We start from the raw sequence: 13851 nt of genomic DNA, 5'->3' as shown, positions 1-13851 counted from the left end.
AGTATCTGTCTATAGGTTAACCATCAAATAATCAGGTTTTTATATTTTTTCCTTGACACGAGGGCTTAAGAATTCTTTTGTAAGGTATTTTGGATACACCGGCAGTCTTTCTTCTAATTGGAATCCAAGTTCCCGGGTTAATTCCACGAGTTCATTTAACTCGGGCCAGGGTGCTTCCGGGTTCACATAATCCTTGGTCAGTGGTGAAACACCACCCCAGTCATCTGCCCCTGCCAGGAGAAACATTTGGGTAGTATCCCGGTTAAGATTGGGAGGGACTTGCACACCACAATCTGGGAAGAGCAAACTGGTAACTGCAACCATTCGAATCATATCCAGGAGTGAAGGTTCACTGTGGAATTCCATTTCAATCCCTGGTTTGGGTTTGAAATTCTGGATAATGATCTCCTGAATATGACCATATTTATCCTGAATCCTCCTGATCTCCAGGAGAGAATCTACTCTCTCCTCCACAGTCTCACCAATACCAATTAAAAGTCCAGTTGTAAATGGTATTTTCAGTTTCCCGGCGTTTTCAATGGTTTTAATTCTTAATTTGGGATCTTTACCCGGACTCTTCTGGTGGGCTGGGCTCTCCATCAACCTGCTGCTGACAGTTTCCAGCATCAGCCCCATGGATGCGTTCACCTCTCGCAATATTTTAAGCTCATTTTTTTGGAGTACACCCGGGTTACTGTGAGGTAGTAGGCTGGTTTCATTAAGCGTCCTCTCACATAGGTGATATAGGTATTCCAGCATCCCCTCAAATCCCAGCTTCTCCAGAGCATCATGGACCTGGATTGTGGTATCCGCCTGTTCTCCAAAGGTGAAAAGAGCTTCCCTACAACCGTAATCATCTGCTTGGTGGATGGTCTTCATGACCTCGTGGGGTGGCATGATTAGGGTGGCGTCTGGGTCTTCCGGATCCCGGCGGAAGGTGCAGTATCCACAGTCGTTGCGACAGATATTGGTTAAGGGTAAAAAAACGTTTTTAGAATAGGTTATTCTCTTTGTTTGGCGGAGTGAATTGGCCTGCATCATCAGATGCAAAATACCATCACCCTGCACTTCCAGTAGAGAAATCAGCTGGTCTTTGGATAACATTTTCATCTTTTTTTTGTTATCTATTATGGGATTCATCCCTTAATCTCTGGATTCATCTATTATCTTACATTTTTTTAATTTAAGATAATTACTTAAAAATTTTAATAGAGATTTTTTAATTAGGAAATGGGTCTTATCCTTCCAAGGCAGAAATCACCAGTTCCACAAACAGGGGCCCTACTCCACTTTTGTCCTTCCACAGGACTATGAAGATAGCGATATCATCAATCAGGCCCATACCATAATCTGCGTTGCAGTTCATGTTTTCAAATGATTCTTTAAGACGATATATTCCGTATATATCGGTTTCTCCCTGGATTTGCACCTGTGAACGGATTTGTTCGTCTATTATGGAGATGATGTCTGCGGTTTCATCAGAGAACATATCCAGTTTTTTAGCTCCCATATCATTTAGTATCTGGGAGATGGTGGGGCCCAGTTCTTCGGGTTGGATCTTCTGGCGTGATTTTCCTCTGACTATCAGTAATTCCGTGGTGTCCATGGCTGCTTTGGAGCCTTCAAATGCCTCTAACTGGCCCATGATTTGTCCGGCAATTTTACGTGTTTTCAATTAGTTTCCTCCACCATTTGTTATTTCTGCCTTGAGTTCACCCATAGTGGCTACTTTTTCTGCGAATGCATTGTGACGGTGGATACTCTCTTCGTTAACCTGTTGAACCGTGATGAGGGTGTCATCGGGGAGGTGGGAGAATTCTTTCACTATCTTCTGCACCATATTCCGCACGCAGTCTTCCACGAACATGGGGTTCTGGTGGGCGTGAACCACTACAGCGTGTTCATCGGGTCTTTTCAATAGTTCACACACTGATGAACTCATTGAGTCCTCGATTATCCTGATAATGTCTTCGCCCCTGATTATCTGCTGGGCGGGTACCTCGATCATGATACTTCCCCGACCCCTCTGATTGTGGGATGCGAATGAAACTGTTTCCAGAACTTTCGCTGTGGTTTCCTCATCTAAAAATTCCAGGAGCTTCTGTTTGGAACTTTCTTTCACTGTTTCCTGGGCACAGGGACATACAGTCATCCCCACCACTTCTGCTCCGATCATTTTCCTGATAACCACTCCTTCCTTGGTACGGTAGCCAATGGCATCAGCCATTATATTCACCATTTCCTGGGTTTTGTGTTGGGTCACCGGCGACTTCTTCATGATCATGAAGTCACTCTTCATACTGACCTCAGCCCGCTTGGCGTATTTGTGCTTTTCAAGCAACAAACTCACTATCTCAGCACATAATGACTCTATTTCGACTGCACTGCCCTCTACAGCTTCTTCAAGGACATGACTTATGGCTTCTGGGTTGCGTGACATGTGGATGCCTCTCTGAGTGCTGGGCAGATCCACAAAGGCATCGAAGGTGGGTAAAAGAACAATAGGCCTTTTACTATCCCTTTCAATCTTTAAAAGTTTTTTAACCCCTTTCACCCCTACTCTGGTGAGGTGCACGGGGATGGTAGGTAACTTTTCCTGGGTATCAGGTAAACATGGTGGTTGCAATTTTTTCACCCCTGAGTTCTAATCATCTAAATTTTTTAACGAAAAAACATAAAAGCAAAGGGTAGTTTTTTTTATTTTTCGAAGAATTCATTTTCATATTTTTAATGCTTCTGAAATGGTTTTTTTTATCACTCACATTCTCTGGGGAATGGTTTCTGATGGGATATTTCAGATTTTTGATGAGAATTTTTACCACAATTTTACACTGGTCTATTTGTGTTATAAATTAGGGGATATAAAAAGAGTTATGTTTTGATTTTTTTAGTTTAGTGGAGAGTGATTACAGTTTCATTATAATTTAATTTTATTTAATTTTTTTTATAATTAAAAAGAGGAAGAATATTGGATTATTAATCACCCTTCCAGGGCTCTTCTGAATTCAAGGATATCTGTGTCTTTCAAACTATCCCTGGTCATGATTTTGGCCCCGTAAAGATCTTCAGCTCTTTTTGCCAGGATTTCTCCAGATTTATCATTTTCAACCACTACTAATACTTGTTCCACATCAAACTGCTCCATTTTACGGTTGATATCGTTTTTCACATGGGATATTTTCTTTTTTATGGGTTCAAGTGCGGTTTCAGGAATTTTAGGGTTGAGAATGCGCATGTCCTCAGCTTCCAAGGGCACCCCTGCCACAACTATCCTAAGGGGTTCAACTCCCCAGCGGGTTAAGATCTTTTTGAAGTTTCCCTTACTGGTGAGCACCACGAATTTTTCTGAAAGTCTCTTAACTTCTTCTTCCACATTTTCCTTTTCTAAAACGCCAAATTCTGCCAGAATATCATCAATTTTATTCCTAATACCAATTAATTTGTTGCAAAATTCCTCAGCATCTTCGGGGAGTAGTTTGTGGCTGGGTCTGCTGGAATAAATGAATTCTTCGGTTTCTATAATATTGTTTATAATCTCAGCATAAGCCACAGAATCAATTGTACCTTCGTGGGGTTTTTTTAGCTTTTCAGTACTTTTTTTGGATTGGCCCGCTTCTTTTAGAAGTGTTTGGGCCTGTTTGAACCTGATTTTATCCATTGCAATCTCCTCGAATGTTTAACCTCAAAGTATTTGTTTAAAATTCCCCTTTAAAATTCTAAAAATTTACTTAAATTTTCACAGTCCCTTTTATAGTTATTTTCTAAAATTCACTTTATCTAAAATTCACTTTAAATTTACGTTGTTCTGGTGATTTAATTGATTCAGAATGTGAAATATGGTGAAAATGTGTCTTGAATTGTTTTAAATATTCTTTTGGTTTCATCTTTCACCATCATTTTTCCGGGTGGTCTCCACTGGTCTTCATGGGTACTCTTGTCCTTCAATACTTTTATCATTTTCAGGTTGGAGCGGGCCATGGCATCTTTACTGTAACCACCCTCCAGGATCAGCACCATCTTGGGAGTCAACTTCTGCATGTAGCAGGCTATCCATGGATAAAAATCATCATCTAACTGGAGACTGGAAAGGGGATCTTCTCTGTGCCCGTCAAAACCAACATCCAGGAAATAGAAGTCTGCATTGAATTTTCTTAAAACTGGGGCCAAGATTTTTTCCAGTATGTAAATATAATCAGAGGTTTTAGAACCCGGAGACATGGGTATGTTAAGATTGAAACCCTTTCCCTTCCCCTTTCCAGTTTCTTCTATAAATCCTTTCCCTGGAAAAATAGTGTGGGGGTCCTGGTGTATGGATATATAGAGGACATGGGGGTCCTGGTAGAATATTTCAGCGTTTCCATTTCCGTAATGGGCGTCGAAATCCAGTATCAGGAATTTCTGCAGACCATGCTTTTCCCGCATGTACTCCAGGGCCACTGCCAGATTGTTGATTAAACAGAAACCCATGGCACTGTCTGGTGTGGCATGGTGACCGGGAGGTCGTGCCATTGAATAAGCAAAATCAACGTGATCAAAAACCAGTTTGGAAGCAGTAATTGCTCCACCTGCTGCTAGTTTGGCAATTTCGTAGCTTTGAGGGGAAGTGAAGGTGTCAAAGTCCAGATAACCCCCACCACTTCCTGTGAAATTCTTCAAATGCTTTAAATAATGAGCGGTGTGCACCCTCAGAAGATCGTCATCACTGGCTGGGATGGGTTGGTGGATATCTGATTTTCCCACCTCACCCTCTTTTATGAGATGATTCATCATAACTTCCAGTCTTTCCTGATTTTCAGGATGGGATCCAGTTTGATGCTGCGCGTATTCTGGGGAGTTAACCAGGGAAATCACACCAAAACCTCCAGATGAATTTTTCAGGTTATTTATACAACAATCATATCAATTCAATTAATTCAATTTCTGCAATTTATATAAAATTTGATGAATGAACCTATAATCAAGGTTAGTACCATTAAATAAGATTAAATTCAGGTATAACCATTAAAATCCTGTTTACATGTATAAATCTGTTTATAACATTCTACTTGAACTGAGGTCTTCTTTTACAATGTTAAGTACTGTTTGGGTGTAGGTTCTTTGCACATCTGGTTCCTTGAGCAAACCCTTTATGAACTGGTCCAGTTCACTGGTGTCTTTAAATCGTGCAACCAGTATGGCATCAAACTCTCCTGTAACATCATACATGCAGAGAACGTTTTTATGGTAGGCGGTGCGATCTTCCCAGTTTTCCAGTACTCCTCCCTTTACCCGTACTCCAATGATGGTGGTGAGGTTGTAACCAAGTTTGCTGTGGTCGATAACCGGTGCGAACTTCTGGATCACTCCATTTTTAGTGAGTTTTTCCATACGATTATGTACTGTACCAATGGAAACATCGAGACGTTTTGCTATTTTCCTATAGGACATTCTCCCGTCGTTGTTGAATAAATTAATGATTTCTCGGTCTACATTATCGATTTCCACGAGTTCACTTTTTTTATCATTTTCTTTCATCATATTCACCGCTTAGATAAACATTGTTTATGATTTTTTAATTTTAACTATGATTAATTATACATTTTTCAGATATGGGTGCAAATAATTTAAATATAAGTTTGTACAAGTTATTATTAGGTGATCAGATGGCTGTGTTGAATGAAGAAACCATAAAAATGAGGTATATTGAGCTGGTGAGGAAGGGAATAATTGATGATGAGGAATGCCGATCCTACACCAAGAAGATCGATTTCCAGCCGTGCATGGTGAAGAAGGTTCAGAAATTCGAAGACTATTTTGTACCGGGAACTGTGCTTTTAAGTGATAAAGCAAGTTACAAGTTGAGAATCGAGTATCCGATGGAATAAAGATCTCATCATCTTTTTTGGTTAAGAACATGATAACTCCAGAATCATCTTAAGTAACTTTACCTAAAATTATATTATTCATTCCATTATTATATTTTTATCTTTTTGTTGTTGTTTCATACTTTAATTTAAATCATTGTTCAACATGGGGCCATGATCAGTGATTGAAATTTTATTTTAAATAAATAGTTCTATAAACTTCAACTTTAATCCCATACAGGGGCTTATCTGAAAATTTAGATTTTATTGTTTGGATTTCATTATTTATAAGGTAGTTGGCATTTAGGAGTTCCCCCATCATGTTGAGAGTATGGTTTTAAGTCATGGCCATCCTCCCGGCATTAGTTATGCTGTATTTCTCCATTGAATGGGATCTTTTAACCAGTCCCAGGTCTATAAGTCCGTTAAGATGTTTGTAAACCATCGCCCGGGATATTCCAACTTTTCTACCAATTTCAACAGCGGTAAAATCATTATGGCTAAGCATTTTCATTATTTTAAGACGGCTCTTGGATATCCTAAGCTTGAATGGTGGAAGCCTAACCACCTTCTCTCCAAAACAGGTGAAAATTCCTGCCACTTCCTCCAAGTTAGCTGCAAAATTCAAAAGAGGACCAATATCCCCAGCACCATAAGCCACATAAACATCCCCATGTATTTCAGCCCCTCTGATAATCTCTAAAATTCGATTCAACGCATCTTGGGGGTCTTCCGTATCTATTCGAATTTCACCCCCCTTTAAAAAAGAGTCTAATTCTGTTTTCCGATGTTTTCCATAATGCAATATGATCAAACCATCCGGCTGGGTTTTCATAGAGACATTAAAGAGGCACTGTCCTCTTAAATTCGTAATCAGGGTTTTCATATCAAATCACCTTCACTGAAACTATTGTCTCATTTTAATATATAACAGTATACCTTGAAAGTTATACGAACGGTAAAGTTTATAATTAATCATGATTTATTACCCTCAAAGAGATTAATGGGGGAATTTGAACGAGTACAACCGATACCATAAAAGCAGAAAACTACACCACCAGACAGTTGAACACTGAGATTAAAAAGGCACTAGCTGAAGATAAAAAAAATTTGATACTGGAAAATCCAGGCAAACTGGACTCAATTGCAGTAGGACTGGGATCAGGAACAGAAATCATCCTAAATGGAGATGTGGGAGATTTTGTAGCGGCACTGAACAACGGGGCCTCCATAGAAATACAGGGAAATGTTGGCCGCTACGTGGGTGACAACATGACCTCTGGGGAGATCCTCGTAAGGGGTTCTGCTGAAGAAGGAGTTGGATTCGGAACCTACAACGGAACAATAATTGTTTATGGTGATGCTGGTGATGCGGTGGGCCAACTAAATAAAGGAGGAATTCTGGTTATAAATGGCAATATGGGCAAACTAGCCGGACTTTACATGCTCAGTGGGGATATAATAGTCACCGGGGATGCCGGGGAAGACACCGGAGACTGGATGATTGGGGGAAACATATACGTGGCTGGAAACTATCAGACTGGTACCAATGCCGCAGTGAAAGAACTGGATGCCCAGGACAAGGATAAGTTATCATCAATCTTCCTGAAGTACAACATAGATGCCCAGGCAGAAGATTTCATTAAGATTGGACCTGAAGAGTTAAGACCCTTCTATGGTAAAGAGGAGGCATCCTGATGAAACAGATACTTTTAACTGATCCAGAAAAGTGTGATGGATGCAATGACTGTATTGAAGCCTGTGTCTCAGTCAATGATGAAAGCAGCATTTTCCTGCATAAAATGACTGAAGGTTACCAGACCATTGTCTGCCAGCAGTGCATAAACCCATCCTGCCTAAAAGGCTGTTTTAGAGATGCAATCTACCGTGAAGGTGATGTGGTGAAGATCAACCCGGATCTCTGTGTGGGCTGCCGCCTGTGCATGTTAATGTGTCCCATTGGAAGCATCACTCACACTGCTGATGAGATGCTCAAATGCGAACAACAGTGCATGCAGTCTGCAGATGATGTACCGGCCTGTGTAAAAGCCTGTAAGGAAAATTGTCTGGGTGTGGTGGATATCAAGGAATTTGCCACTGGTCTGCAGCAGAACTTCGGGACGGATAACCCCCTGAGATCAACTTCAAAAAGACCCCTATCTCCCTCCGGAGAACTGGCAGTATCAACTGAAGGACTATGTGTCTTCTGTGGTACCTGTGAGATCGTTTGCCCCACCGATGCCATTGAAATCGTGGATAGTCACGCTGAAATCGATAAAAGTCGCTGTATAATGTGTGGATCTTGCACTGCGGCATGTCCGGTGTTGATACCAACAGGAGCCGGGAGCATATGGGATCCCAGAACCATCGCGGACATACGTTATACTTCCAAGGCAGGTAAATATGTTCTCAGAGGTTTTGGTACAGAAAGAAGACTCCCTAATCTGGATGATATAATAATATTACCTGGACAAGCTTCAGTATCTCCAGTGGACAAGTACCGGGAGGCATGTAACACCAAAGTTGTCCTTGGAACCAGGTACGCTGAAAATCCCCTGGAACTGGAAACACCTGTACTCATTGCCGGAATGTCATTTGGAGCATTATCTGAGGAGTGTAAACTGGCCATGGCTAAGGGTACCTCCCTGGTAGGATCATGCGCTAACACAGGGGAGGGGGGAATGCTACCTCTGGAAAGGGAATACGCAGACAAACTAATGGTACAGTACTCTTCGGGCCGTTTCGGAGTTTCCGCAGACTACTTAAATGTGGGAGATGCCATAGAAGTTAAAATAGGTCAGGGAGCCAAACCCGGTATGGGCGGACATCTCCTTGCCGAGAAAGTCAGCCCTAAAGTAGCTGAAATCAGAGGAATACCTCTTGGAACCGACGCACTTAGCCCAGCCCGCTTCCTGGATGCCACCAGACCCGGGGATCTGGACAAGCACATAGAACTCATCCGCGAGGTCACTGACTGGCAGGTACCTATTGTGGTAAAATTAGGGCCGGGAAGGGTGAAAGATGATGTTCAACTGGTTGCTGAGGCTGGTGCAGATGTGATATCAGTGGATGGTATGGAAGGAGGTACTGGAGCAGCACCAGAAGTGGTCATCGAACACACGGGAATCCCTACCCTGGCAGCACTCATGGAAGCAGTCCGCGGACTGGAAGAAATCGGCATGAAGGACACCGTGGACCTCATAATCACCGGAGGAATCCGGAGCGGGGCAGATGTGGCCAAATCAATGGCTTTGGGTGCAGATGCAGTGTACATTGGAACCGGTGCCATGATTGCCATGGGATGCAGAGCCTGCCGTATGTGCTACACTGGCAAATGTCCGGTGGGAGTCGCCACCCAGGATCCGTTACTATGTCAACGCCTGGATGTGGATCTGGCTTCCATGCGAGTGGCTAACTATATTAAGTCCATGACCGAGGAGACCAAGATGCTGGCCCAGCTGGCAGGGCATGATGATATTCGCAAGTTCTCAACAGATGACCTACGAGCCTTAAACAGTGACACTGCCCAGATAACCGGTCTTCGTCTTACTGGATTGTAAGATCCGGTAATGATGAGATTCCCTTTGGATAATAAAAGTATCTAAGGGAATTATATTTTTTTCTTTTCTCTATTTTATCTTCATGGGCTGTTTATTTTTAAAATAAGATTTTAACTTGAAATAAAATTTTATGAAAATCATTTTTTAAATCCCCAGATAGGTCTTATATTTTAAAAATCGTGGGATATTTAAGAGTAATTGTTCTTGACTTTTATTCAAAATAGATTTAAAAAAATAAAAAAAAAGAAATAGGGAATTAGTTTATTCAACTGATTCCATTTCTACGCTGGATCCAAAGAGTAAAGCCAGGGATCTTGCGGAGAACATGTACAGATATGGGTAGACCACTAGCAGGGCAATTATGGTTCCTATGAACGGAATTATGTTCAGGAGACCTGCAATGACTCCACCGATCATTCCGATGATGATCATCACAATGTACCATACTATGTATTTGCCCCATCCGATCATGGCTATTTTCTCGAGGATTTCCCCGAATCGGAATGCTGCTCCAAATTCACCATTATTCAGAGCCATATTTGCAATGGCAATGGATGCAATTAATCCTAAAATTATGGCTAAGATAATTCCAATAATGGCTGTTCCGCCCATGAGTCCAATGAATAAACCTGGATTAGTCATGTTGCCTGCGTCTGTCACAGACATGGAAGCGATTGAAGCCCATACTCCAATTAATATAACTATCGCTGGGATCAAGAAATATACAAACTGTACAACAAATATTTTCAAACCGTCTATAAACATCTCTCCCCATTCATCAAAGTCAGGGAGTTCGTCAAAACCGGCTATGGAACCTTTTAAAATTCGGAAAAAGTATCCCATTACCAGGAAGACTGGGATTATTAAAAAGCTTATAAGGAATAAAATTCCAAATATTAGTACTTTTTTCCAGTCCTGAGACGGGTAACTAAGGGAATCAGAAATAATTTCTCCAATATCCATGTTTTATACCTCCATTTTTCGGTATCTATTATTATGTTTCTTTTCTTATAAAAAGATGATGCACTGTATTCACTATATAAGTAATAAAAATCCTAAAAAGTGAAATAATGATAATAAAAGAAATTCACAGGATTTCATTAGATTTCCAACCCTGAAACAAATAAAAGCCCTAAAGCTCGGGCATATAATAAGTAAAGGTAAGGATAGAGGACCAGTACAATCAAAACCCATCCCAGGACAGGTATAAGTCCAAGAACTCCTGCTATGGCGCCCATTATCATTCCCAATATGATCATCATTATGTACCAGATGATGTAGTCCACCCAGCCAATGGCATTGATGGTGTTCAATATTTCCCTGAATCTGAAGGCAGCTCCAATTTCACTGTTATAATATGCCATATTGGCTATTCCAATGGTGAAGAACACTCCCAAAATAACAGCCACAACTAATCCCATAATCAGCAACCCTCCCATTAAACTGAAGGCACTGAAAGCAGCAGCAGGCATTAAATCATTTCCAGAAGCCCCCAAAGCTACCAGTGAACCAATTGAAGCCCAGATACCCAGGAATATGGTAATGAAGGGAACAATGAAGTAGACCAGTTCTACTGCAAAGATTTTAAGGCCGTCTGTGAACATTTCTCCCCATTCATCAAAATCAGGAAGCTGGTCAACACCGGCAATAGACCATTTCAGGGCTCTGAAAACATATCCCATAACTAAAAAAGCAGGAATAATTAAAAAACTGGTTAAAATTAATATTCCCAGAATTATAATCTTCTTCCAATCCTGTGAGGGATATTTCATTGCATCAGAAGTCAAATACCCTATATCCATATATAATCTCCTCTTCACCAAATTCTGGAAAAATTTACACTCTTTACCAGTCTTCTTTTACATTTCATTCATTCATGGACTTATTTTATATTATAATAATGGTTTTAGGAACTAAAAATAGTTTATTGATATTTACAGTTTTATTTTATTTTTATTAACAGATAAAATTCAAATCCAGATTCATAAGTGTCCTGGAGAGTGATAAATGTATTATAATCTTTATAATATTCACTGGATTAGGATTCGCGGGATTATGCAAATAAAATTCACTGGAATTCACTGGATTAGGATATATTAACTATTTATTCCCGGTATACCTCTTCTGTGTGGTTGGAAAACTTATTCAGAAGGGGAAAAACACAAATCTTTAAAGGTAATAATGATATAAACGATTAGAAAAATAGGGGAAGTTATACAAAAAAATAAAATAGTTTACACAATTAAATAGATTCATAATTAATTCATGGAATTAAAAAATCTTAAAGGATATCTATTGGAATAATCTAACAGGATATCTAATTGGAATAATATAGATAAATGGTAATGATATAATCAATATAATAATTTTATCTCTACTAACACCCTCTTAACGATAAATATGGTGAAGCAATGAAATGGCAAGTTATTCTCTTAATTGTTCTGGCAATATTCGGAGGTTATCTTGTTATTTCAACCATGACCGGTCCGTTTGAACCTGTGGGGCGATTGGGATTTGTGAAACTGGCTAACCCGGATATGTACCCTGGTCATGCTCATTCTCAGCTTTTGGCAGAATATGCAAAGGAAAAGGGTTCCAAATGTGCACTGGTGGTCCATTTCGCCGGTGATTCCAACTATCGTCACTACAAGGAGGGGGATGTTTTGATAATTGAAATGGCCTTCATTGACACCAATGGTACTGGTGCTGAGGGGGCCACGAATTATATGGATTCACTTAAACTGGCTTTATTCGGAGTTCCAGATGGTAGATATAAATTCAAGGCCGACGGACTCACCTTCAACAATTGGAATGATGCCCGTAAATATATTAAGAAACTAGCCGCCCAGAATGGACAGGAAGGGCCTATCCCCATGGTATGGCACGGAACTGCCAGATCAGGTAACCCCATATTTTCTCAGGGGTGTGGATTCCCACTTTACTTCTACATAACCTGGAAGGAGTACGGCCAGTTCGCAGCCTACTACTATGTTTTAAAGGGAATGCTCACACCATACCTGAACCTACCTTACCGGGACTATGAACTCCAGCACGCCTCGGAGTTACAGTATTACTACACCCATGACATGTTAAACTATCAATAAAAAAATAAGGATTTATCAACCCAGAAATGGGTATTTATTTTATTTTTGAATGTTTCCTGAAATTCTCAGGGAGTACAGAATAATCTCAGAATACCAGTATAGAATAATCTCAGAATACCAGTATAGAATAATCTCAGAATATCATTTATAACTGGCAATGACCATTTCAATGAAAGATAAAGGGGCATCAGTTTTCAAACCATTGGGATTGAAGTGAGTTCTGGTAACCATGTATCCTCCCTCTTTAATCATGGTCATGACGCCCTCCATAGGTGGGGCACTTATCTTCAACTTTCGGCAAATAGCATGCACATCGTAGAATGTGGGAGGGGCACCCGATTCTGCGAGACATTTTTCCAGGAGTTTGGTAACCTCATTTTCCTGGTTAATCTCCAGATCAGGCACTACATCTAGCATTCGGCTTAAAAAGTCAGAATTCTGCATTTCCCCACACCAAAGGGGACCAGCAACATTCCAAACCTCACCACAATCAGGACAATTCAGGGATATTCGGGGGGCCATGCCCTTAAAAACCTCTCGATTAAGACACTTAGGGCAATGTGCTATGTAACCAATGTTTTCCAGGGACTCATCTGTTTTTTTTGCTCCTTTACCCACCAGGGCGTACAGGCGCATGTAATGCTCTGTGCTGTGGGAAAACTGGAAATCCAAACACTTTTTATATTTGGAGAAGGTGCGAGAAAGGAACCCTGCCAGGATTCTAAGACCAGTCTCATGACAATATTCATTTCTAAGGGGCTTAGCACCGTATTTCCTGATGCATGGCTTCCTGTAGGTGCCACAAAGGGCGGAAGTGTCGGTGGCAGTGACACAAATCAGTCCTCCTGCCTTAATACTGGCAGCAGCTGATTCAACATATGGTGCAGGGGTGCCAAAAGGGTCGATGTCCACCACATCAAATCTACCCTTGCATTTGCGGAGGATTAAATTAGCATCTTCTCTACAGGCTTTTACATTACTCAAACCATTTTCCTGGATGTTTTCATTGGCAAGTTCAACTGCCAGTGGGTTTAAATCATTCACCACTGCCAGAGAAACACCTTCTATTTCCTTAGCGTACCTTATACCCCTTATCCCACTGCCTCCGAAGGCATCGCAGATGGTGATATCATCATCCTTCTGATGCTGGTACGTGGTTAAAGCAGCAACTGACAGGTCCCGGTTAAGCTCCATAACCGGGTTGAAAAAAACAGGGGCCCTGGCTGTTACCTTCTCAAATGTGGGGATTTTAATCCTTACCTGGCCTTCTTCTATGTATAAAAAGTCTATTTCATTAAATTCAACCATTTCATTAACCTCAAATCATCAAGCAGTAATCCATAG

The 13851-nt window shown here is 40.8% G+C and carries 14 protein-coding genes; 4 read left to right on the top strand and 10 right to left on the bottom strand.

All coding sequences use genetic code 11. The features are described from left to right. Nucleotides 1-39 precede the first annotated feature (39 nt). The 6 genes from cofG to HY987_RS08165 form a co-directional block, all read right to left on the bottom strand. A complete protein-coding gene (gene cofG, locus HY987_RS08190) occupies nucleotides 40-1104 on the bottom strand; it encodes a 7,8-didemethyl-8-hydroxy-5-deazariboflavin synthase CofG (RefSeq protein WP_292757553.1) in 1065 nt (354 codons plus the stop codon). Between the two features lie 133 nt (nucleotides 1105-1237). Continuing rightward, nucleotides 1238-1675: a DUF2120 domain-containing protein gene (locus HY987_RS08185; protein WP_292757440.1), complete on the bottom strand. Its 438-nt coding sequence runs from the start codon at nucleotides 1673-1675 to the stop codon at nucleotides 1238-1240. Then, the gene (mptA, locus tag HY987_RS08180) at nucleotides 1676-2626 is read right to left on the bottom strand and encodes a GTP cyclohydrolase MptA (protein ID WP_292757438.1); all 951 of its coding nucleotides are present in this window, start codon (nucleotides 2624-2626) and stop codon (nucleotides 1676-1678) included. Nucleotides 2627-2980: 354 nt separating this feature from the next. Continuing rightward, a complete protein-coding gene (locus HY987_RS08175) occupies nucleotides 2981-3658 on the bottom strand; it encodes a DUF2100 domain-containing protein (protein WP_292757436.1) in 678 nt (225 codons plus the stop codon). Between the two features lie 164 nt (nucleotides 3659-3822). Then, on the bottom strand, nucleotides 3823-4851 hold the full coding sequence (locus HY987_RS08170) for a histone deacetylase (RefSeq protein ID WP_292757434.1): 1029 nt from the start codon (nucleotides 4849-4851) through the stop codon (nucleotides 3823-3825). Between the two features lie 180 nt (nucleotides 4852-5031). Continuing rightward, nucleotides 5032-5514, bottom strand: a complete 483-nt coding sequence (locus HY987_RS08165) for an Lrp/AsnC family transcriptional regulator (RefSeq protein ID WP_292757432.1) — start codon at nucleotides 5512-5514, stop codon at nucleotides 5032-5034. Nucleotides 5515-5642: 128 nt separating this feature from the next. Between HY987_RS08165 and HY987_RS08160 the strand changes: the two genes are divergently transcribed. After that, a complete protein-coding gene (locus HY987_RS08160; RefSeq protein ID WP_292757430.1) occupies nucleotides 5643-5864 on the top strand; it encodes a hypothetical protein in 222 nt (73 codons plus the stop codon). Between the two features lie 316 nt (nucleotides 5865-6180). Here the strand turns inward: HY987_RS08160 and HY987_RS08155 are convergent, their stop codons facing one another. Beyond that, nucleotides 6181-6729 (bottom strand): helix-turn-helix domain-containing protein, encoded by a 549-nt coding sequence (locus HY987_RS08155; protein WP_292757428.1) that lies wholly within the window; start codon nucleotides 6727-6729, stop codon nucleotides 6181-6183. A gap of 179 nt (nucleotides 6730-6908) precedes the next feature. On the opposite strand from HY987_RS08155, the gene HY987_RS08150 reads away from it, so the two are divergent. Continuing rightward, nucleotides 6909-7541, top strand: coding sequence for a tributyrin esterase (locus HY987_RS08150; RefSeq protein WP_292757426.1), 633 nt, complete (start codon nucleotides 6909-6911; stop codon nucleotides 7539-7541). Further along, nucleotides 7541-9403 carry a glutamate synthase-related protein gene (locus HY987_RS08145; RefSeq protein ID WP_292757424.1) on the top strand — a complete coding sequence of 621 codons (1863 nt, stop codon included), beginning with the start codon at nucleotides 7541-7543 and terminating at the stop codon, nucleotides 9401-9403. The genes HY987_RS08150 and HY987_RS08145 overlap by 1 nt, the downstream gene beginning before the upstream one ends. A gap of 261 nt (nucleotides 9404-9664) precedes the next feature. On the opposite strand, the gene HY987_RS08140 is transcribed toward HY987_RS08145, so the two are convergent. Next, nucleotides 9665-10366 carry a DUF4013 domain-containing protein gene (locus HY987_RS08140; RefSeq protein WP_292757422.1) on the bottom strand — a complete coding sequence of 234 codons (702 nt, stop codon included), beginning with the start codon at nucleotides 10364-10366 and terminating at the stop codon, nucleotides 9665-9667. 137 nt (nucleotides 10367-10503) lie between these two features. Beyond that, entirely contained in the window at nucleotides 10504-11205 is a 702-nt protein-coding gene (locus tag HY987_RS08135) for a DUF4013 domain-containing protein (protein ID WP_292757420.1), read from the bottom strand. A gap of 609 nt (nucleotides 11206-11814) precedes the next feature. Here HY987_RS08135 and HY987_RS08130 point away from each other — a divergent pair. After that, the gene (locus tag HY987_RS08130) at nucleotides 11815-12507 is read left to right on the top strand and encodes a hypothetical protein (RefSeq protein ID WP_292757419.1); all 693 of its coding nucleotides are present in this window, start codon (nucleotides 11815-11817) and stop codon (nucleotides 12505-12507) included. Between the two features lie 141 nt (nucleotides 12508-12648). Here HY987_RS08130 and HY987_RS08125 read toward each other — a convergent pair whose 3' ends face one another. Then, nucleotides 12649-13815 (bottom strand): tRNA (guanine(10)-N(2))-dimethyltransferase, encoded by a 1167-nt coding sequence (locus HY987_RS08125; protein WP_292757417.1) that lies wholly within the window; start codon nucleotides 13813-13815, stop codon nucleotides 12649-12651. Between the last annotated feature and the right edge of the window lie 36 nt (nucleotides 13816-13851).

The sequence above is a fragment of the Methanobacterium sp. genome, from assembly GCF_016217785.1.
Classification (GTDB): Archaea; Methanobacteriota; Methanobacteria; order Methanobacteriales; family Methanobacteriaceae; genus Methanobacterium.
The sequence above is the reverse complement of the archived record's forward strand: the minus strand, read 5'-3'. Positions and strand labels throughout refer to the sequence as shown.

What these genes read in the sequence shown, in the direction of transcription:
- cofG (WP_292757553.1), bottom strand. Translation starts at nt 1,104, where the DNA reads ATGTTATCCAAAGACCAGCTGATTTCTCTACTGGAAGTGCAGGGTGAT.
- HY987_RS08175 (WP_292757436.1), bottom strand. Translation starts at nt 3,658, where the DNA reads ATGGATAAAATCAGGTTCAAACAGGCCCAAACACTTCTAAAAGAAGCG.
- HY987_RS08165 (WP_292757432.1), bottom strand. Translation starts at nt 5,514, where the DNA reads ATGAAAGAAAATGATAAAAAAAGTGAACTCGTGGAAATCGATAATGTA.
- HY987_RS08160 (WP_292757430.1), top strand. Translation starts at nt 5,643, where the DNA reads ATGGCTGTGTTGAATGAAGAAACCATAAAAATGAGGTATATTGAGCTG.
- HY987_RS08155 (WP_292757428.1), bottom strand. Translation starts at nt 6,729, where the DNA reads ATGAAAACCCTGATTACGAATTTAAGAGGACAGTGCCTCTTTAATGTC.
- HY987_RS08145 (WP_292757424.1), top strand. Translation starts at nt 7,541, where the DNA reads ATGAAACAGATACTTTTAACTGATCCAGAAAAGTGTGATGGATGCAAT.
- HY987_RS08140 (WP_292757422.1), bottom strand. Translation starts at nt 10,366, where the DNA reads ATGGATATTGGAGAAATTATTTCTGATTCCCTTAGTTACCCGTCTCAG.
- HY987_RS08135 (WP_292757420.1), bottom strand. Translation starts at nt 11,205, where the DNA reads ATGGATATAGGGTATTTGACTTCTGATGCAATGAAATATCCCTCACAG.
- HY987_RS08130 (WP_292757419.1), top strand. Translation starts at nt 11,815, where the DNA reads ATGAAATGGCAAGTTATTCTCTTAATTGTTCTGGCAATATTCGGAGGT.
- HY987_RS08125 (WP_292757417.1), bottom strand. Translation starts at nt 13,815, where the DNA reads ATGGTTGAATTTAATGAAATAGACTTTTTATACATAGAAGAAGGCCAG.